The 20,966-nt window shown below is 49.7% G+C and carries 15 protein-coding genes and 2 pseudogenes; 10 read left to right on the forward strand and 7 right to left on the reverse strand.

Features of this window, described 5'->3' with window-relative positions:
- Positions 1–290: 290 nt before the first annotated feature.
- The 6 genes and pseudogenes from ACQ86O_RS19290 to ACQ86O_RS19315 all read left to right on the forward strand — a co-directional run bounded on the left by ACQ86O_RS19290 (position 291) and on the right by ACQ86O_RS19315 (position 5,974).
- The gene (locus ACQ86O_RS19290) at positions 291–1,673 is read left to right on the forward strand and encodes an MFS transporter (protein WP_431222448.1); all 1,383 of its coding nucleotides are present in this window, start codon (positions 291–293) and stop codon (positions 1,671–1,673) included.
- A 170-nt stretch (positions 1,674–1,843) separates the two neighbouring features.
- Complete coding sequence (locus ACQ86O_RS19295; protein WP_431222449.1) at positions 1,844–2,167, forward strand: DUF3302 domain-containing protein; 324 nt, start codon at positions 1,844–1,846, stop codon at positions 2,165–2,167.
- Between the two features lie 5 nt (positions 2,168–2,172).
- Positions 2,173–3,308 (forward strand): annotated as a pseudogene (locus tag ACQ86O_RS19300) (HlyD family secretion protein).
- Between the two features lie 352 nt (positions 3,309–3,660).
- On the forward strand, positions 3,661–4,548 hold the full coding sequence (yghX, locus tag ACQ86O_RS19305) for a YghX family hydrolase (RefSeq protein WP_431222450.1): 888 nt from the start codon (positions 3,661–3,663) through the stop codon (positions 4,546–4,548).
- A 110-nt stretch (positions 4,549–4,658) separates the two neighbouring features.
- Complete coding sequence (locus tag ACQ86O_RS19310; protein ID WP_431222451.1) at positions 4,659–5,756, forward strand: ferredoxin reductase family protein; 1,098 nt, start codon at positions 4,659–4,661, stop codon at positions 5,754–5,756.
- 11 nt (positions 5,757–5,767) lie between these two features.
- On the forward strand, positions 5,768–5,974 hold the full coding sequence (locus tag ACQ86O_RS19315; protein WP_431222452.1) for a hypothetical protein: 207 nt from the start codon (positions 5,768–5,770) through the stop codon (positions 5,972–5,974).
- A 170-nt stretch (positions 5,975–6,144) separates the two neighbouring features.
- Here ACQ86O_RS19315 and ACQ86O_RS19320 read toward each other — a convergent pair whose 3' ends face one another.
- The 6 genes and pseudogenes from ACQ86O_RS19320 to katE all read right to left on the reverse strand — a co-directional run bounded on the left by ACQ86O_RS19320 (position 6,145) and on the right by katE (position 13,598).
- Positions 6,145–6,561: an RbsD/FucU domain-containing protein gene (locus tag ACQ86O_RS19320; RefSeq protein WP_431222453.1), complete on the reverse strand. Its 417-nt coding sequence runs from the start codon at positions 6,559–6,561 to the stop codon at positions 6,145–6,147.
- A 50-nt stretch (positions 6,562–6,611) separates the two neighbouring features.
- A complete protein-coding gene (locus ACQ86O_RS19325; RefSeq protein ID WP_431222454.1) occupies positions 6,612–7,376 on the reverse strand; it encodes an SDR family NAD(P)-dependent oxidoreductase in 765 nt (254 codons plus the stop codon).
- A 35-nt stretch (positions 7,377–7,411) separates the two neighbouring features.
- Positions 7,412–8,719 (reverse strand): MFS transporter, encoded by a 1,308-nt coding sequence (locus ACQ86O_RS19330; protein WP_431225778.1) that lies wholly within the window; start codon positions 8,717–8,719, stop codon positions 7,412–7,414.
- 175 nt (positions 8,720–8,894) lie between these two features.
- Complete coding sequence (locus tag ACQ86O_RS19335; RefSeq protein WP_431222455.1) at positions 8,895–9,941, reverse strand: LacI family DNA-binding transcriptional regulator; 1,047 nt, start codon at positions 9,939–9,941, stop codon at positions 8,895–8,897.
- A gap of 332 nt (positions 9,942–10,273) precedes the next feature.
- Entirely contained in the window at positions 10,274–11,128 is an 855-nt protein-coding gene (locus ACQ86O_RS19340) for an SDR family oxidoreductase (protein WP_431222456.1), read from the reverse strand.
- 194 nt (positions 11,129–11,322) lie between these two features.
- Positions 11,323–13,598 (reverse strand): annotated as a pseudogene (gene katE / locus ACQ86O_RS19345) (catalase HPII).
- A gap of 372 nt (positions 13,599–13,970) precedes the next feature.
- Here katE and ACQ86O_RS19350 point away from each other — a divergent pair.
- Positions 13,971–14,474 (forward strand): cupin domain-containing protein, encoded by a 504-nt coding sequence (locus ACQ86O_RS19350; RefSeq protein ID WP_431222457.1) that lies wholly within the window; start codon positions 13,971–13,973, stop codon positions 14,472–14,474.
- Positions 14,475–15,223: 749 nt separating this feature from the next.
- Here ACQ86O_RS19350 and ACQ86O_RS19355 read toward each other — a convergent pair.
- Entirely contained in the window at positions 15,224–15,736 is a 513-nt protein-coding gene (locus ACQ86O_RS19355) for a hypothetical protein (protein WP_431222458.1), read from the reverse strand.
- A 1,168-nt stretch (positions 15,737–16,904) separates the two neighbouring features.
- Here ACQ86O_RS19355 and ACQ86O_RS19360 point away from each other — a divergent pair.
- From ACQ86O_RS19360 to ACQ86O_RS19370, 3 genes are read left to right on the forward strand one after another with little or no spacing between them, the layout of a single operon-like run.
- Entirely contained in the window at positions 16,905–17,363 is a 459-nt protein-coding gene (locus ACQ86O_RS19360; protein ID WP_431222459.1) for a sugar dehydrogenase complex small subunit, read from the forward strand.
- The gene (locus tag ACQ86O_RS19365) at positions 17,360–19,195 is read left to right on the forward strand and encodes a GMC family oxidoreductase (RefSeq protein ID WP_431222460.1); all 1,836 of its coding nucleotides are present in this window, start codon (positions 17,360–17,362) and stop codon (positions 19,193–19,195) included. The genes ACQ86O_RS19360 and ACQ86O_RS19365 overlap by 4 nt, the downstream gene beginning before the upstream one ends.
- Positions 19,182–20,966: a GMC family oxidoreductase gene (locus ACQ86O_RS19370; RefSeq protein ID WP_431222461.1), complete on the forward strand. Its 1,785-nt coding sequence runs from the start codon at positions 19,182–19,184 to the stop codon at positions 20,964–20,966. The genes ACQ86O_RS19365 and ACQ86O_RS19370 overlap by 14 nt, the downstream gene beginning before the upstream one ends.

Below are 20,966 nucleotides of genomic sequence, written 5' to 3' on the forward strand. Positions count from 1 at the left end.
AGATTGGCTTCGTCCTGAGTATACCGAGGGGGCAAGCTGCGGCTTGCCAGCCTTTGTTTAAACCGTTCCCATTTTTTGCTCTGTTCCGGCTTTGTGAAGAAGTTGTGAGTGGGCTCACAGAGCAGGCTGCCGATCCAATGAATTTCAAGCCGCGTTAGTGCAGGTAACCACGCTACGACGGGTATGGTACATGGCGTTTGGTGCACTTATTAACTGAACCTTATGCGTCTTCCGCCCTATATGACAATGCAATAGGCTTACTGACAGGTTAATTCAGGAGTCAGTAAACCATGAACATCGATACCAGACAGGGCAGCTTATGGGGCAAGTTGGTTAGCCTGGCGATACCCACGCTGCTTTCTTCATTGGCAACCAGCATTACCAACGTCAGTTTACCTACCTTGATGCAGGCGTTCGGCGCTTCGTTTCAAGATGTGCAATGGGTGGTGCTGGCTTATTTGCTGGCCATCACCACGTCGATCATTGCCGTGGGCCGGTTAGGGGATATTGTTAGCAAAGGGCGGTTGTTAATGGCCGGCGTTGGCCTGTTTATCATAGCTTCGCTTTGTGGTGCTCTCGCGCCCACCATCGGGTTACTGATAGCAGCCCGCGCCTTGCAGGGATTGGGAGCGGCCGTCATGATGAGCATTACGATGGCGTTGGTGGGGGAAACTATAGGTAACGAGAGAACCGGCCGAACCATGGGGTTGCTTGGCACGCTTTCTGCGGTAGGAACGGCACTAGGCCCAACACTTGGCGGTACGTTGATTGCCGGGTTCGGCTGGCAGGCTATCTTCCTTCTCAATCTCCCTTTGGGAGGCATTGCGCTGTTGTTTATCTATCGTTACCTACCGATGACTGGCCCACAACGCAACACCAACAAGACGGGGTTTGATCATAAAGGCATGATAGTCCTTGGTTTGTCTCTGGCGCTGTATGCACTTGCCGTGATGCAAGGCCAGACCCTGGATATCACCTTGTTGCTTTGCGCGATAGCCGGGGCCGGGTTGTTTGTGTGGATTGAGAAAAGGGCGCCTTTCCCGTTGATTCAGATAGCGATGCTGCGCCAACCCACCTTGGGTACCCGCCTGTTGAGCAATATGCTGGTTACCACCGTCATGATGACGACGATGGTGGTCGGGCCATTCTATCTCTCGCATGCCTTAGGGTTGGCGCCGCAGCAGGTAGGTTTTGCGCTATCGGTTGGGCCATTGGTGGCGGCGTTGGCTGGCATACCTGCGGGGTATCTGGTGGATCGTTTGGGGGCGCAAAAGATGATTGCCGCAGGCTTGGCGGGGGTCAGCGCCGGGGCCGGTGTACTAACGATAATATCATCGCTGCAGGGCGTGTGGGGTTACGTATTGCCGGTTTGCCTGCTCACTGCGGGCTATGCCTTGTTCCAGGCGGCCAACAATACGGCGGTGATTAACTCTGTTCCTGCCGATCGGCGTGGCGTGGTTTCCGGTTTGCTCAACCTTTCGCGTAATCTTGGGTTTATCACTGGGGCTTGCGCCATGGGCGCGCTATTTGCACGGGTTTCGGCATCCGCCGACACGTCCAAAGGCATGCAGATCACCTATCTGATTGCTGCACTGCTGGCGGGTATGGGTTTGCTGATTACGCTAATAAATCAAGTTTGGATAAAGCCACGCGCTTTCGAACCTATCGATTAGCAGGATAAAAACCACAGTCCTCTATTACAATAACCGTTCTTTTTTTAACTGCCCCAGTCTGAAAAGCCGCTGATGTTGCCAGCGTCATAAACTTAACTCATTTTTTACAAAGAAAATAAATTGCGACTATCTTTACCAATGAACTCCTGAACTGTAGATCAGAGGCCGTTATGTTTCTAAATTATTTTGCGCTGGGCGTGCTTATCCTTGTATTCCTCATTATTTTTTATGGGATTATTATTCTCCATGATATTCCCTATCTCATTGCAAAAGCGCGTAATCATCCGCATGCCGATGCAATCCATGTTGCGGGTTGGGTAAGTTTATTTACTTTGCATGTCATCTGGCCATTTTTATGGATATGGGCTACTTTGTACCGCCCAGAGCGGGGTTGGGGCATGCAGGGTCAGGAAGCCTCGTTTACGCAGTTACAGCAGCGTGTAGCGGAGCTTGAGTTGAAATTGTCTGATGTTAAAACGCCCCCGTTGGAGTAGCCATCATGGATTTACTCATTATCCTGACTTATGTTGCCTTTGCCTGGTCTATATTTAAAATCTTTAAAATCCCGGTTAATAAATGGACGGTTCCCACTGCCGCATTAGGGGGTGTTTTTTAATTGGCGCGTTAATTCTGCTGATGAATTACAACCATCCCTATACGTCACTGGCGCAGAAAGCGGTTATTTCTATTCCTATTACACCGCAGGTGACGGGGATAGTTAGCGAAGTAACTGATAAAACTAATACATTAGTTAAGAAAGGTGAGGTGCTTTTTAAATTAGATCCTACCCGCTACCAGGCTCGCGTTAACCGGCTTCAGGCCGATTTGGTCACGGCGATTAATAACACGCAGGTGCTTAAAGGGCAACTCGATGAGGCTATAGCCAATACTTCTCGTGTTATTGCCGAGCGCGATCGCTTATATAAAGATTATCAACGTTATATCAAAGGTAGCCAGGCGAAGGTAAACCCGTTTTCCGAAAGCGATATTGACAACGCCAGGCAAAATTATCTGGCGCAAGATGCGTTGGTAAAAGCCTCTATCGCCGAACAGTCGCAAATAAAAAGCCAGTTAAACAGCGTAATGAACGGCGAACAATCTCAAATTGTCAGCCTCCGAGCCCAACTCAGCGAAGCCAAATATAACCTTGACCAAACCGTGGTACGTGCGCCAAGTAACGGCTATGTGACCCAGGTACTGATCCGCCCTGGGACCTTTGCTGCGGCAATACCTTTGCGCCCGGTAATGGTTTTTATCCCAGAGCAGAAACGGCAGATTATTGCCCAGTTCCGGCAGAACTCGTTGCTGCGGCTTAAATCAGGCGATGAAGCCGAAGTCGTTTTCAATGCCTTACCTGGCGAAGTGTTTAGCGGGAGGCTGACCAACATACTGCCCGTGGTGCCAGGAGGGACCTATCAGGCGCAGGGAACGTTGCAATCACTGAATATTGTTCCCGGTACCGACGGTGTCCTGGCAGTTATTGAACTTGCGCCAAATAATGAAATTGACTCACTGCCAGACGGCATCTTTGCCCAGGCCGCGGTTTACTCCGATCACTTTACCCATGTTTCAGTGATGCGTAAGGTGCTGTTACGCATGACCAGTTGGATGCATTATCTTTACCTGGACCACTGATTTATCTGGCTCAACGGCTGCTGAGCGCCTGGATAACGCCCGGTAGCCACCTCCATTGGCCGCTTTAGCCGTTCATTTATAAATTTGTCCCATTACTCCAGGTATTCCCACCCGTTTAATCCGATCCTCCTTTTTAAAGTATTCATCCATCAGGTCAGACCCTGTTAGCGATGAACAATAGGAGGAGACTGAATAAGTTGGAACAAACGGTGACTTGATACAGATTCAATACCTTAAGTTATGAGGGTAATCAGGGGAAGATATGCTATTTTTTGTTTCATTGCTGCCATAAAGCCAACGGCTGTGCGCGGCATCGGCTCCATATTATTGGCGAATAGGGCAGGAGGAACAAATGAGTCGTCTCACCGCAAAGGATTTCCCTCCAGAATTGCTAGAACTCTACGATTATTACGCACATGGCATCATTTCAAGACGTGAGTTTATCGAGCGTGCCGCCCGATATGCCGTTGGTGGCATGGCCGTAGCGACGCTTGTCGGATCTCTGCTGCCTGATTATGCCCTGGCGCAACAGGTGGAGTTCACCGATCCAGACATCTTTGCGCAATATATTACTTATCCCTCGCCAAACGGTCATGGGGAGGTACGCGGCTATCTGGTATTGCCCGCGAAGGCAACAAAGCCCGTTCCCGGTGTCGTTGTGGTTCATGAAAACCGTGGATTGAACCCATATATTGAAGATGTCGCCCGTCGTGTGGCTAAAGCCGGGTTTGTGGCGTTGGCTCCCGACGGCCTTAGCTCAGTTGGTGGCTACCCAGGTAATGATGATAAGGGGAGGGAGTTGCAACAGCAGGTTGACCCCGAAAAGCTGATGAATGATTTCTTCGCCGCCATCGAATTCCTGATGCAACACCAAACTACCACCGGCAAGGTGGGCATTACCGGTTTTTGTTATGGTGGCGGTGTAGCCAATGCGGCGGCCGTCGCTTATCCGGAGTTAGGCGCCGCCGTGCCATTCTATGGCAGGCAGCCCAAAGCAGAGGACGTGCCGCGCATTAAAGCCCCGCTATTAATCCATTATGCCGAACTGGATACCCGCATTAACGAAGGTTGGCCCGCTTATGAAGCAGCACTCAAAGCCAATAACAAAAACTACCAGGCTTATATCTATCCGGGGGTGAATCACGGTTTTCACAATGATTCGACCCCACGTTACGACGAGGCAGCGGCCAAGCTGGCCTGGGACCGGACCATCGATTGGTTCCAGCGTTATCTCAAATAGGTCAGTATCGACCCCAGCACCACTGGGAAAGGCCTAACTTTGCCTATCAAATAGCAAATACCCGATGCTGAATTATACTGAGATCAGTATATTCAGCACAGGATGAGGCAATGAATTACCCATTACGCAGCGCTGGTTGGCTCCTGATTTATCTGCTTTTTATTCTTGCTCCGTTGTTCGCTCTCATTCTGGGGGCAATGCCGCCAGCCCGAGATTTTTGGACCGAGTTTTCGGTGGCTTTGGGCTATGCCGGGCTGGCCATGATGGGGTTGCAAGTCGGCCTAACCGCTCGTTTCCGCTATGTGACCGAACCCTTGGGCGAAGACGTCATCTACCATTTTCACCGCCAGATATCGCTGATCGCCGTGGGATTGGTCGTCGCCCATCCCATCATCCTGTTTGTCGTGCGCCCGGAACTGCTGGCGCTACTCAATTTTATCGAAGCTCCGTGGCGTGCCCGCTTTGCCGCGCTCTCAACCTATTCACTGATCGCGCTAGTGATCATGGCCCTCTGGCGAGTCCAGTTGAAAATCCGTTATGAAACCTGGCACCTCACCCATATCATCCTGGCAGTGACCGCGCTGGTGGCGGGGATCCTGCATATGGTGGGCTGGAGCTTCTATCTGGGCGACCCTTGGAAACGCGGCTTGTGGATTATGCTGAGCGTTTTCTGGCTTGGCCTGTTGCTGTATGTACGCGTTGTCAAGCCGCTGTTTATGCTCAGAAAACCTTACCGGATTGCGCAAGTTCGCCAGGAGCGTGGGGAGACCACCACGCTGGTGATGGAACCGCAAGGGCATGATGGCTTTCGGTTTTCTCCGGGCCAGTTTGGCTGGCTGACTGTCTGGGGCAGCCCGTTCAGTATCACTGGCCATCCATTCTCATTTTCCTCCAGCGCCGAGGCGCCTGATGGCCGCGTCGAGATGTCTATACGGAACCTGGGTGATTTCACCAGCAGCGTAGCCTCACTGCAGGTTGGGCAGCGGGTGTATCTTGATGGCCCTTATGGCGCGTTCACACTTGGCCAGCACTCTGATATGCGCGTACTGATTGCTGGTGGCGTAGGGATCACCCCGATGATCAGCATGATCCGCACACTTGCCGATCGCGGCGATCGCCAACCCGTGATCCTGATTTATGGCAGCAAAGACTGGGAATCGATTACCTTTCGTGAAGAGCTGGCGGCCCTGGAAAAAGAGTCAACCTGACCGTTGTCCATGTGTTGACTCAGCCACCGGAAAACTGGACTGGCGAACGGGGGTTTATCAATGCAGATCTGTTTAAACGCCATCTGCCACCGGTGTACGCCGATCATGAGTACTTCATCTGTGGGCCGAACGTGATGATGGATGCCATAGAGAAGACACTGGACGAACTGAATGTGCCGATGTCCCAGTATCATTCTGAGCGTTATAACTTTGCATAAGGAGAAACTTTATGCGCCGTCATTTTGCCGATCGCCTGGCGATTGTGACTACAGTCATTGTGATTTTGCTGGCCCTGCTGTTTGCTTACCTGCGCATGGGTTAAGCGTAGCGGCGGGGCCCCCCACGCAGAGGATAGCCACGTTATCACGATGCCATCTTTTTATAGCCCCTATATCACGGGTGCGACCGTCAAGAGCAAATTGGCGAAGCGGCGCACCTCTCCAGAGGCAATAACCAGTAATGTCTGATCTGATTTAACCTGGATATAAAAATCCTCCCGCGAAAGAAATTCAATGGGGCAGCCTGCTGGCAACAATTGCCGGTACTCAGGCTCGATTGTGTTGGTAAAGTCTGGCGGATACGCCATCAGGGTGGCTTTCTCCACGTTGATACAAGCCAGTATCTTCTCCAGAATAATCGGGCTGCAGAGAGTTCCTGGCGCCAGGTTCAAATAAATGATCGTGGCATCTTTTGGCGCGTTGGTGACGAAAGCGTAATTGCTGTCTGCGACTAATATTTGGGTTTTATGCCCACATTTTGCCAACGCGCATAATAATTCAGGATGGATGATGTCTGATTTAATCATATTGATTCTCTTAGCGTGCAGACAGCTGAGGAGGGCTGTCTGCGTCCGATTTACATGCGATAAATACCGCCGTTGACATCAATGGTGGCACCGGAGACAAAACCATCGTATTCCGCCGCAAGGAAGGTGATCACCCGTGCAACATCCTCCGGCGTTCCGGCTCTGCCCAATGGAATGGCGTGGATAGTCTCTTCTGCAGATTCTTTTGTGGTATGACGATGATGAAAACGAGTACCAAGGATAAGCCCAGGAGCCACTGCATTGACCCGGATGCCATGTTCCCCCAGTTCCGCGGCCAGCGAGCGTGTCCAGGTAAGAACCGCACCTTTGGTCGTGGAGTAGACCAGAGAGCCGGAATGGCCACCGGAGCGGCCGGCCAATGAGGCCAGGTTTACGATACTGGCTCCCTCCGGCGCCGCTTTTAACAGCGGCAGTACACTCTGCGTCACATTGAGCATGGTGGTCATATTTACATCGATAACGGTTTGCCAGAACAGGCGGTCGATCTCACCTAACCACTTACGGCCCACAATACCGCCGACGTTATTAATCAGGATATCAATCCCCCCAAGAAATTCAGCTCCTGAGCGGACAAGATGCTCAACTTCTTCTTCCGCAATTAAATCAGCGTAGCCATAAGCCGCTTTTTGCCCCAGGGAATGCGCCAGTTCGACCAGCGCTTTCGGGCCTTCCTCTCCGCTGTGATAATGAATATAAATATCGCAACCTGCCTTGATTAATTGCTCCGCAGCCGCCCGGCCAATGCCCTGTTCGGCCCCGGTGATAAATACTTTTTTACCCGTTAGATTACCCATAATTTATTCCTCTATGGTTATTTTCTGAAAAGTTGTTAAGGCTTGATGACCCCTTCATGCTGTCTGGCGCAATAGAAAATGCATATCAGGCCGGTTACCAGTAAGCATAAAGACAGGAAGATCAGCCCCGGAGTACTGCTGTGAGTCATATCGTTCAGCAACCCCACGACGAACGGGGCGAAAAAGCCACCGATGTTGCCAATACTGCTCACCACCGCCAGCCCGGCTGCCGCCGCCGCCCCCGCCGAAATATTGGCAGGCATGGATAAAAAGGGTGGAACAGCGGTGTAGATCCCGATGGCGGCGATACATAAAAAAGAAAGAGAGACAAACACGTTGTATTTAAAGAAGATCACCGCACCGATCAGACCAAAGGCCGCTACGATCATGCTGATGCCGGCAAAGATGGCGATTTTTTTGGTCTTACTGGCCCAAAGGCTCCACGGATAAACCAGCAGGGCAGCCAGGCCATAAGGAATAAGCGCCAGCAGGCTCACCCTGAATATATTGTCACCGGAAATTGAGGTGATGATGGAAGGCAGCCACATACCAAAACCATAGATCCCGCACACCATGCCAAAGTTGAGCATTGCGTAGAGAAGGTATTTTTTGTTTTTAATACCGTTGAAAAAGTCGACCAGTTTTATTTTAGATCCAGATTTAGAGCGGTCAGTGCTGTTCATCAGCCAGGCTTTTTCTTCAACATCGAGATACCCGACTTCTTTTGGTGAATTTTTGATGATAAACGGCAGCAAGATACCAATGATAATCGGCGGAACGCCTTCAATAATAAATAATAGCTGCCAGGGTTCAAACCCGAACCAGCCGGGTTCAATATTTAGAATAAAACCGGAAATAGGGGAGCCGATGGCATTAGACAGCGGTTGTACAATAATAAACATTCCCAGGATTTTAGTTCGGTATTTTTCCGGAAAGAAAACCGTAAAATAATAAATAACGGAAGGAAAGAAGCCAGCTTCACATACGCCGAGCATAAACCGGCAGATATACAACTCCGTTGGCGTTCTGACAAAACCGAGCAGGGTTGCAAATATCCCCCATGTAATTAATATTCGGGCAAACCAGACTCGTGGGCCAAACTTAATAGTTCCTGCATTACTGGGTATTTCAAACATGAAATACCCGATAAAGAAGATGCCCGATGCAAACCCGAAGGCAGAGGCGGTTAACCCCAGGCTATCTTCCAAAGCCATTGCGGCATAAGCCATATTATTCCGATCAAGGAAAGCTAAAAAGTATAATAAAATCATTAAGGGGACAATATGCAACGTGAGCTTTCTTATTGCGCTGCGTTCAATGTCCTGTGGTGTTCTTTTGTTCATAATAGTCTTTTCCAATAGTGGCATCGGAATAATAAATACCCAAATAACCAGAAAGCCGAGTTTCAAATAAGCGAGTGTTGTTGATAAATAAACCCCATGACAACTTGCTCTAAGAGTGATTAATAGCTCCCGTTGATAGTGGAAATTTAATACTAATTAAATAGTGAGCCTGGCATTAATGCTTACCGCTTTTAACCGACTCCCGGCAGACTAACGTGGGAGGAAATAAAAACTCACCAGCGGGTAACCCAGGATTATTGATACGGCGTATCAGGCGTTCAACCATGACGTGAGCCATTTCTGCCAGCGGAGGCATCACTGAAGTCAGACCGGGTTCGGCGAACCCAGATAAAGAAATATTGTCGATGCCAACGATGGAGATATCTTCCGGAACGCTCACGCCGGCCTTACGCAATCCCACTATCAAACCGATACCCAGCGCGTCGTTAATGGCCACGATGCCGTCCGGGCGGGGCGATAGTGCGCATATTTTGGCTGCCAGGATCATGCCCAACTCGAACATTTCCGTATCGCCATACTCACTGCTGGCTTTGCCTTCGATTATCCGCTCATGCAGCGATAAACGGTGGGTTTTCAGCAGGGTAAGGAAGCCATCAATCTTATGGCTGCGGCTTAAAGTCAGTGCTGTTTCGGTTGCAAAAACAATAGATTGGCAGCCGCGCTCAATGAGGTGCTGAGCGGCCAGGCTCCCCGCTTTTACGTTGTCCATTGATACACTGTCAAATATCCGGGTATCAGAACTTATGCTCTCCGAGAACCGATTATCGTAGCTGACAATCATCATCCCTTGTTCAGCAGCACGAACAAAGTGAGTTTTGCGGATATCACTTGCTGCCACAATGACTCCACGCACGCCATGTGATTGCATATCTTCGATAAACGAACACTCTTCGTCTTCCTGACGATAAGAATTACCGAGTAAAACACGATAACGGTATGCCCTGGCTGCCAGATCGACTTCATGAGCCAGCGCAGAAAAACTTGGGTTAACAATAGACGGCACCAGTAGACCTATAATTTTGGCTTGCCTGTTTTCGGGTATCGTGATCGTTCTGGTTGGCTGATAATTGAGTTCAACCATGGCCTGTTCTATCCTGGATCGCGTCTCTTCGCTCATCTGGCTGATTCGATGATTCAGCACATTTGAGACGCTGCTAATGGAAACTCCAGCCAGCCGAGCAACATCACGAATATTTGCCATCTTCTCTATACCCTTTGTGTTTGCTGGCTATTACCCGCTAGCGTCAAAACGCGCAGGCCAACGCATTTTATCTGTGTCTTGGCCTGCCGGTATTTAGCAATCTATAAGGGAAAAATGCCGCAAGCAAGCACCCGTAAGGGGCAGATACGGCTTTTGTGAAAACAGTCATGAGCAGGGTTGGTTGTTTACTAAACAAAGAGTGATTCAAACAGGAATATGCCAGGGGGCATTAATGAAGCTGAGGTTTATAAACCGGAGTTAACGTGTTTATCGCTTTAAAATATAGGTTTTGAGGAGGCCTGCTAAAAAATTTCACCAGGCCCTAGTTGAAACTACCCATTTACAATGATACCGCCATTGATATGTAGCGTTTGCCCGGTCATATAGGATGAATCATTACATGCCAGATAAACATAGGCTGGTGCAAGTTCACAAGGTTGCCCAGGCCGTTTCATGGGAGTGTTCTGGCCGAACTTGGCGACTTTCTCGGCGCTGAACGTAGAAGGGATCAACGGCGTCCAGATGGGGCCGGGGGCTACAGCGTTAACCCGAATTTGCCGTTCGCTAAGTTTCAGGGCTAAGGAGCGGGTAAATGACGTGATGGCACCCTTGGTGGAAGAATAATCAATCAAGGTCTCATTTCCGTGATAGGCGGTGACCGATGAAGTATTAATGATGGCGCCCTCAGCAGGCAAATATTCTAATGCCGCCAGTGTGAGCGAAACCAGGCTGAAGAAATTGGTTTGGAAGGTTTTTTCCAGTTGCTCTTCGGTAATCATTTCGGGTTCATCAACCGGATGCTGTTCCGCTGCATTATTGACCAGAATGTCCAGGTGCCCAAATTTCTCCACCGTTTTATTAATGATTTCACGGATAAAGTCACTGTCACGTAAATCACCTTTCAGCAACAGTACATCACCGCCATATTTTTTGGCCTGTTGCTGGGTCTCTTTGGCATCATTATCCTCGTCCAGATAAACCACCACGACTTTAGCGCCTTCTTTAACGTACGCAATGACCACAGCCCGGCCAATCCCACTATCTCCTCCAGTGACAATGGCTACCTTGCCCGCGAGTTTGCCCCCAGGCCGATAAAGCGGATCGTCGTATTTAGGTTTGGGCGCCATATCGCTTTCCAATCCAGGTTGTCGATCTTGATGCTGTGCAGGTTGTGGTGTTTGTTCCATGATCCCTCCCTTCAGAATTAGCTTCACGTATGGGGAATGGCCGATTTACTTTTGTGGTTGAGAAGGTATATCGGCATTGGTTACAGAAAATTTTTACTTGAATACGCCTGGGTAATAACCGGCAACCTCATTTATAGCCCCGGATAAAAGGATTTATCCGGGAATTTACAATGATGGGAAACCAGATAATCGACCTAAGCCGGAACGGCTGCGGCTTTCTCGGTGCGACTCCAAATACGGTGACCAGCCAAAGCATTGGTAAACTGCTCCAGCATGGTTTTTTAACTCTGGGCGCCTCGATGATCCCTTCTTCGGCGATGGATCCCTCCTGCCACAGCGTTTTTAAACGACTCGCATCACCGCTGAGCCCAATCACCTTTAAATGTTTGTAGGCTTCCAACAGATAATGCTTGGCTTCGCCGCTGCGCAAGAGGGCATCAGCCACGCCGTCAGGGATGATGACCGCATCAAGCGTTATCGATGGCGAGCCGGAGAAGGTGGCGTCTATCGTTATCGCCGAACCGTCGCTTCCTGTGATATGGGCCTGGGTTTGGGCGAGGAGTTTGGCGTGAATACCACGTTTTTTGAGACCTTCCAGTATCGCCAATAGGTCTGCAGACAAAACATTGTCAGCCAGCAGGACGGCGACGATACGGCCTTTAGCGTTGCCGCTGGGCTGGGCGTACAGGCTCAGGCTGGGATCGCGTTCCAGCCCATTAACCGGTTTGGGTGGAGGCGTATTCAATACCTCAGAGGACAGGGTAATTCCAAGGTTGGAGGCGACCTGTCCTGCCAGAGTGGTATCAATATGAGCTAACTGCTCTACAACGCGCTGGCGGATGTAAGGGCGGGTCACCTTGCCTAGCTCGAATGAGAAAGCATCGACAATATGCGTTTGCTCCACCTGCGTTTGGCTGAGCCAGAACAGCCTGGGTTGTGAGTAATATTCAATGAAAGATTGGCTTCTTTCGCGGACCTTATGGGAGTCAATCCGTTGGGCATAGCTGGAGAAACCACCTCCACTTGCGGCCGATGGCGTTTCTCTGGGCCAGTTATTGTTGAGGGAATTGGGGCTGTAATTAGCCGGGTTGGTATCAATTTCCATACGGTGCATGCCATCACGCTGAAGATTGTGGTAAGGGCAGGTTGGGCGGTTAATCGGGATCTCATGGAAGTTAGGACCGCCTAGCCGGCTGATTTGCGTATCGGTATACGAAAAAAGGCGCCCTTGCAGTAGCGGATCGTTGGAGAAATCGATGCCAGGGACAATATGCCCAGGGTGAAACGCAGCCTGCTCAGTTTCGGCAAAGAAATTGTCGGGATTGCGATTTAACACCATTTTTCCCACAAGCTGCACTGGCACCAACTCTTCCGGGATGAGCTTGGTGGCATCCAGAAGATCAAAGTCGAATTTAAACTCATCTTCTTCGGGTATCAGTTGCAGGCCAAGTTGGTATTCAGGGTAATCACCGGCCTCAATCGACTCCCACAGATCGCGCCGATGGAAATCGGCATCTTTACCCGATAATTTTTGCGCCTCATCCCACAACAGCGAAGCTTTCCCGGCGACCGGTTTCCAATGGAAGCGCACAAAAGTGGCTTTCCCCTGGGCGTTGATTAAGCGGAAGGTATGAATGCCAAAGCCTTCCATAGTCCGATAACTGCGTGGGATCCCACGATCGGACATCGCCCACATGACGTTGTGTAACGTCTCCGGTTGCAAAGATACATAGTCCCAGAAACTGTCGTGAGCACTTGCCCCTTGGGGGATCTCGTTGTGAGGCTCTGGTTTAACCGCATGAACAAAATCAGGAAATTTGAGCGCATCCTGAATAAAAAATACAGGCGTGTTGTTGCCAACCAAATCAAAAATACCTTCATCGGTATAAAACTTGGTCGCCCATCCGCGAATATCACGTACCGTATCGGCTGAGCCACGGGACCCCTGCACGGTAGAGAAACGGACAAAGACAGGCGTTTTCTGGCCCTTATGCTGCAAAAAGTCTGCCTTCGTAACCGAGGCCAGACTTTTATAAAGCTCAAAATAGCCGTGAGCTGCCGAACCACGAGCATGAACGATACGTTCAGGGATACGTTCATGATCGAAATGCGTAATCTTCTCACGCATTATAAAATCTTCGAGTAATGTGGGCCCTCTGGCGCCCAGTTTTAGGGAGTTTTGATCGTCAGAAACCTTGGTTCCCTGATTGGTGGTTAGAGGCTGATTTTCATCATATTTACGGTGATGTTCCAGTTGGCGGATTTTCTCACTCGCGGTACCCCGTTTTTTCAAACTACCCGGCGCAGTGGGTTGTTTACCTGGAGGAGTAGGGTTGCTTTCTGGTATGTGCGAATTATCCGCCGGTGCCGTGTCATTCAGATGCAAACCATTGTTTAATAACTTTGCATTTTCCTTTGGTAGTGAGTCAGTTGCACCTTGATTCTTTGGTTGTTTATTTTTGTTAACCATCAATACCACCTCATATTATTTCACAATGATTATCCAGCAAATAATTGCCAATAGGATAAAGCTTAGACCAGATAATATTCATTGCCAATAATCCGGCCAGGTTGCTGTTTTTTGGTTGGTTTTTCTAAACCAGTCAATGGAATAAAGAAAATTGCCAATGACACAGAAAATATTGATACCTTTCAAGGGCATTTTTCTTGGTTAAATAGGGAAGCAAAATAAAAAATGAAAAGCAGGGAGGAAAAACCGTTTTAAAACAGGTGGCTACGCTACGTACTTAGGAGTGGGATTAGTAAATTGGATATATCCTAATATTTATTATAGCCATAAAGATTTTACATTATCTTGAGTCTTATCTGAAACGGAGAGTCAATGACGCCGAACCACGACACAGTCCGGGATGAGAAAATCCAATACCATCAGAATCATGTTAAATTTACTGGTGCCCGTCGAACATATTTCTTACTATGGAGCCAAGCCTCTTCAGGATTAATATTCTTGAAACATCTACTAAGGACAAACAACCGAATGACGATAAATATGTTCAAACAATTTCCTGACGTTGCGCTGAAGGGGGAAGCAGAGACCTTCGAGACATTATTATCCCAGCCCAATGTGCAAATTGAACGTATCATTTCTACCGGGCAATCAAGCCCACCTGATTTCTGGTATTGCCAACAGCAAAGTGAGTGGGTCGTTGTTTTGCAGGGCTCCGCAGGTTTGCGGTTCAAGAATGAACCTGAGGCTCGAATCTTGAATACCGGTGACTTTGTCAATATTCCTGCACAATGCCAGCATCGTGTGGATTGGACCGATCCTGACGGGCCAACAGTTTGGTTGGCGGTTCATTATGGTTTGGAGAGTGATTTAAAGTAAGACCCAAAACACACGACCAACAGGTTGCGTTTGGCTTTGGGAATCGAAGCGTCAGCCGATAACCAGGTGATGAATGATCGCCTGGAAAAATCCCGGAAGGTGAACTTACCGCAACAGATTTTTTATACTCATGAAATTAGTGGACGATAAAGAATACGGTATCGAATAGCAGCCCAATTTTCTGACAAGTGCCTCTTGAACAACGTCCAACAAACGAGGATGAGAGGGAAGTCAGAAATTGCTAACGCATTGATTTATTGGAGTGAGGCGGATGATTATGGGGTTGTTTACCGTCATATGTGATTCATATTCAATTTAACATAATATACATTATACGCACCAAGGTGGCGGTACGTGAAATCTGAGGTTTTGCGCCCATGATTGTCCTAATGCAACAATGCTTCTAAGCAGTCAGTTCTCAGGAGCTGCTCCTATCCCCGACACGCATCCATTCCCCCAGAACTGCCGCCATACAGTGCTGACACAAATCAAGTTGAAGCTGGTGACCATCAGCAAAAACCGATCCATAACCAGCCTTGCGGTCGGTGGACAAAAATTCATTAAATCCAAGAGCGATGACCACAGCGGCTTGTTTTGTATATCACCTCTCGCAAGAAGGAACTTAAATGAGAGCCTTAACAGAAGTTGAATTGTCATTTATTCACGGTGCTGACGGCAACGATTCTTATAATCCGACCCCTTTTTCTTTTCCGGCAAAAAAGGCAATAACGTCTCTTATAGTCTCTTTTTCAAACCTGGTTAACGTCCAAGAAATAACAACGCAAATAATGAAGAAACTTGCCGACGAAGACGCCAGCAAACAACCCACCAGAAACGGTCGCAAAAACACTGTAGCTTGGTTGCTGCAAGGTAGCTGGTGATATCGCGGCGGTCACGGCAAGAACATACTTGGTCATAAACGCGATCATCATCAGAGGTAAAACCGAAAAGTCAGCTGGCCGCTTGATCGATCGCGGCTTAGTGGTTACTTCGATTTGTGCCGGGTTTACCAACTTGTAACCGATTAACCCCCCGATCATCAGTCCGGCACACCACATCAAAATGGTGACAACGGTCAGTTGATGGCGGATCACAAGATCATAAATATCCCAAAGAAGAAAAATGGCCGGGATGATAGCAAGTTTTTCGAGAGAAACAGTGGCGGGTTTACGGGCGTTAAGCCCTCTAACCAGCAGAAAAACGAAAAGCACATAAGCCCACACGGGAGTTTTGATCATCATGGTATATACAAACTCAATCATTTAAGACACCTTTTATCTCGGTATTTTGCTCACTAATCTAAAATATCTGCTCAAAAGATTCAACAGGCCACTCCTTGATATCAGAAACCTGTCATCACCACTCTTAATAAGACGGAACTGACCGCAATCATTTTGACGATACCAATAACGCACAATTAAACGCCTGCTCAAATGCCTCATTGGCCTGGTTTCGATTAAAATAATCGTTGGGGTAAATAACCTGCCTCTGGAGATCCCCTATTTAAGAGAATAAGCCTAAACCACCTATAAGATAGATTATTGTCAGATTTATAGCGTCATATCATCTTATGAGTATGCCACTTATTTATTGGCAGCACATTGCCTAAGCAATCTCAAGCCACATCAAAATACAGTATCTGCGATAATAAGCCAACTAAGGATCTGTGCCAATCCTTTCCATAACTACAGCGCTGCTGACTCAATGCTAACCTCCCCCTCCACCCAGCCTTGTAGTGGTTTTCTCTACCCGGATGCATTGAGATGAAGCATCCACCTGTCTTACCTGTAAAAAAATTAACAATCAGAATATTATCCTTTACTACTACCTGTTACAGCAAAACATCTTGATAGCCTCCGGTTTATATACAATAAAATACTTTATTAATGCTTAAGCTTGCGGAATATGGTCTCAGATACCATATTTAGTACACTCTGAAGAATGCAAAGAATTAAGCAAAACAATAAAGCTTAGTCAGGAAGCCTAAACGACATTCGGAATGAGTATTTAGTTTAATGAGATACCTCGTGCCTGCGCAATGCTAGCTCGCTATGTGTGTTTCATTTTATTTAGCACAGCAATGTTCAACGTTTTTATAATTATCCTGGGAAGTAACCACTTGCGAAAGCGCCGTAAGCTATGCCTGCCATAGGCAGCCATGCTTGCGTCAGAATTCGCACTAATCGCAATAAATCAACAGGTTAAAAAATGAGTTAAATCATCGTTGTTGTTTTTACAATAGCGTGTGTTTCTGCGCGCTTAAAAAACAAAAAAATCATGAACGTCCACATTATTGGAGGCTTAGGGCTTAATATACCCGCAATTAATCCATAGCAATCTAAAAAATCTATTAATGCATCCTGTTTTAATGGCTATTCCCGGCGGCAGTGAAAGGCTGCCACAATAAAATTCCTATACAGGTAGCACATTATGAGCGATGAACAACTTGCATCCGATGCGGCACTACAACAATTTATTGAACTCTCCACTTTATTAACCGGTTTCGACCGCTTTGAGTTGCTAGGTACTGGCCAGGCAGCCTTTTATTACGAGTGGGTGCAAACTCACGCGGCAGAACACCTCCCGACGTTGCTTTCGACCTACAGCGAACTACCCGCAGAAACCTCACAGCATCAGCCTTTTATTGAGGCCCACCTTATAGGTTCAGAAAAGCTGTCCGCGCTGGTGCGGAGCATCATCAAGCTGTGGTATCTGGGCCAATGGTACTCGCCAGATGACCCGAACCAGACGCAGATCCCCAGCGCCAACAGCTATCAGCAGGGATTGGTATGGGATGCGATACATGCCCATCCCCAGGCGGCCAAGCAACAAGGTTTTGGAGCCTGGTCTGAACCACCTGTTACCGACACCACAGTGGTGAAATTATGAATATGATCACTCCCGAACACGCAGAGATAACCGATTACGACGTGGTGATTGTCGGCGGTGGGATCTCCGGTGCTATTGTGGCAAAAACCCTGACACAGGCAGGCAAACGCTGCCTGATTGTAGAGGCAGGTACCGGACTTGGCATGGATTACCAGGGCTATCTGGACTACCTCAATACCTATTACACCGCCACCATTAAAATCCCTAATGCTCCCTACCCGGTCAACCCAAATGCCCCGGAACCGCTGGAAACAGAAGTCACCAAAACGCCCAGCGATAAAGGTTACTTTGTCCAATGTGGGCCACTGCCTTTCAGTTCAACCTATACCCGCTATCTGGGTGGTACCACCCTGCACTGGCTGGGAACCTCGCTACGTATGCTGCCGGAAGATTTTAGTCTGCGGTCACTTTATAACGTGGGTATTGATTGGCCTATCAATTATCAAGAACTGGAGCCCTGGTATCGGAAAGCAGAGCTGGAGCTCGGGGTTTCTGCCAACGTCCAGGAGCAGTCTTACCTCGGTGTCACCTTCCCGCCTGGCTATGTCTACCCAATGCACGGTCTGCCAGCAAGCTGGAGCGATAAGCAGATAGCCAGCCGGATCGATGGCATGCAGGTTAAAGATGACGGCAAGCTTTATACCCTGCAAGTGCGCGGCACCCCCGCTTCACGTAACAGCGTGCCCAATAACGCTTATGATCAAGGCCGGGGCTATACCCCAAAAGGTGCCGTGGGTAACAACAAAGTTGGTCACCGCTGTATGGGAAACTCCAGTTGCGTACCCATCTGCCCGATCCAGGCCAAATACAACGCGCTGAAAACCCTGGATACGGCCAACCACGACAAGCTGGATATTATTGTACAGAGCGTGGCCTACCAATTAGTGATCGACCCTGGCAACAAGGAGATCACCGGCGTTCAGCTCAAGCATTATCGGCAACCAGATGATCCTTCCCACAGTCTGCATACGGTGAGGGGCAAACGTTATGTTCTCGCCGCCCACGCTGTCGCCAACGCGGTGCTGTTACTGGCTTCCGGTGCCTGTAAAGGTAACGATCTGGTTGGGCGCCATCTGATGGATCACCCGGAACTGCTCACCTGGGGGCTGACAAAAAATACGCCACTCTGGCCGCTACGTGGCCCATTGGCAACGTCCGGTATTGAAGATTTGCGCGGTGGCAGTTTCCGCAAACACCATGCACCGTACCGCTTCGAAATGGGTAACGACGGTTGGCTATGGCCAGATCAGGCTCCTTCGAAAGATGTAATCACCCTGGTGGATGATGAACAGTTGTACGGCAAGGCATTGCGTCAACAGCTCAAAGACCGTGTTTCACGGCAGTTCCGCTTCGGCATCCTGGTAGAACAACTGCCGGAATACGACAACCGCGTCACTATCGATCCTAATTACAAAGATGTGCTGGGCAACTATCGCCCGGTCATTCACTACGATTTGTCACCCTATACCCGTGCCGGTTTTGCCAGCGCTTACGACATGTCGATGAAAATCTTTGAGCAGGCCGATATTCATAACCATTCAAAATATTCGGAAAAAGACGCCGGTGCTTTCACTTGTCCCGACGGCAGAACGCTCACCTTTAACGGTGCCGGGCACTTTGCCGGGACTCATTGCATGGGGCGTTCACCAGACGACTCCGTGGTCAACAAAGACCAGCGCACCTGGGAACATCGCAATCTGTACCTGGTGGGCTGCGGCAACATGGTCAACATGGGCACCTCAAACCCAACGCTGACCATGTCGGCGCTCACCTGTTGGGCTGCGCACAATATCCTGCAGGATCTGAATGGAGCGCACCATGCGACAGATTGATTGGCAAAAAGCTACCGCACAGCGCTATGACGCGGTGATCGTCGGTTCAGGTTTTGCCGGTTGTATCATGGCCAAACAGTTGACCCGCGCAGGCCGCCGGGTGCTGATTGTTGAAGCCGGTACTGGCGATGCCAGTTTTGGCCAGCACCTGGATCACGTGCAAACCTTTATGGAGGCCCTGGCGAAAACGCCAAACTCCCCTTACCCGGACTCCCCCAACGCCCCACAGCCAGAAGTCACCGATGTTGAGCCCATTACACCCGGTAAACCCTCACACAAAGGGTATTTCGTGCAGATGGGCCCTTATCCCTTTGAAAGCAACTACGCCCGTCGGCTTGGCGGCACTTCATTGCACTGGTTCGGCAGTTGCCCGCGAATGTTACCAGAGGATTTTGCCATGGCCACGCTGTTTGATCGTGGGGTGGACTGGCCATTGACGTATGAAGAATTACTGCCGTATTACCAACGGGCGGAACGGGAGATCGGGGTTTCAGCCGATGTGCAGGATCAGCAATATCACGGCATCCACTTTGAGCCGGGCTATCAGTATCCGATGCAGAAAATCCCGCAGAGTTATCTGGATCGCTGGATGATCGCCGGGTTGGCACAGGCGGACTTACCCGGCACTGATGAGACGGCGCAGATCCGCTCCATACCACAGGGCAGAAACAGCGTGCCTAATGGCGGTTATACGCCGCGTGGCGCGGTGGGTAACCCGGCGGTGGGCCACCGCTGTATGGGTAATTCAAGTTGTATCCCGATCTGCCCGATCCAGGCACGTTACAACGCGTTGAAAACCCTGGTGGAAACCGATGCCGATTTGCTGATCCAAGCCGTTGCTTCGCGCCTGCATATTGACCCGGAGACGGGCCATATCAATGCCCTGGACTGCAAAGTGTGGCTGAACGACAGCACCCATGAATATGTACCGATCACGCTGCAAAGCGAGCTGTTTATTCTGGCGGCCAATGCCATCGAAAATGCCGTGTTATTGCTGGCGTCACAAGCCTGCCAGTCCAGCGGGGAGTTGGGCTGCAACCTGATGGATCACCCCGCCATCTTGTCTTGGGGATTGGCACCAGAAGCCATTGGCGCATTCCGGGGCCCAGGCTTGACCTCAACGCTGGTTAACTATCGGGGCGGTGCATTCCGCCGGGATCGCGCCGCCTTTGTGCTGGAGATCGGTAACTGGGGATGGAGCTGGCCGCGTAACGAACCGGTGGACAGTACGCTGGATCTGGTGGATGACGAGCGGCTGTATGGCAAAGCATTACGCCAGAGGCTTGGCCAGGATCTGCCCCGGCAAATCCGTGTCGACATGATGACCGAGCAACTGCCGGATGCTGCCAACCGCGTCACTATCGACGATCGCTGGCGTGATCCGCTGGGCAACTACCGCCCGGTGATCCACTACAACGTGGATGACTACAGCCAGAGTGGCATGGTGTTTGGCCGTGAAGTGGCCAGCAGTCTGTTCAGCCAACTGGGTATCAAAGATTTCACCCATTATCAATCCGACAACCCCGGCTATTTCACTTGGCAAGGCGCAGGCTATATCTGGGCTGGCGTTGGCCATGTGGCAGGAACCCATCGCATGGGAACCAAGCCAGACAACTCGGTAGTCAACCGGCACCAGCAAAGCTGGGATCACCCCAACCTATACGTCATTGGCTGCGGCAGCATGCCAACGCTGGGCACCTCAAACCCCACGCTGACCATGACGGCCCTGACCTTCGCCACTGCCGACCACATACTCGGACGGAAACATTGA

Source organism: Serratia sp. L9, from assembly GCF_050632285.1.
In the GTDB taxonomy this organism is placed as follows: Bacteria; Pseudomonadota; Gammaproteobacteria; order Enterobacterales; family Enterobacteriaceae; genus Chania.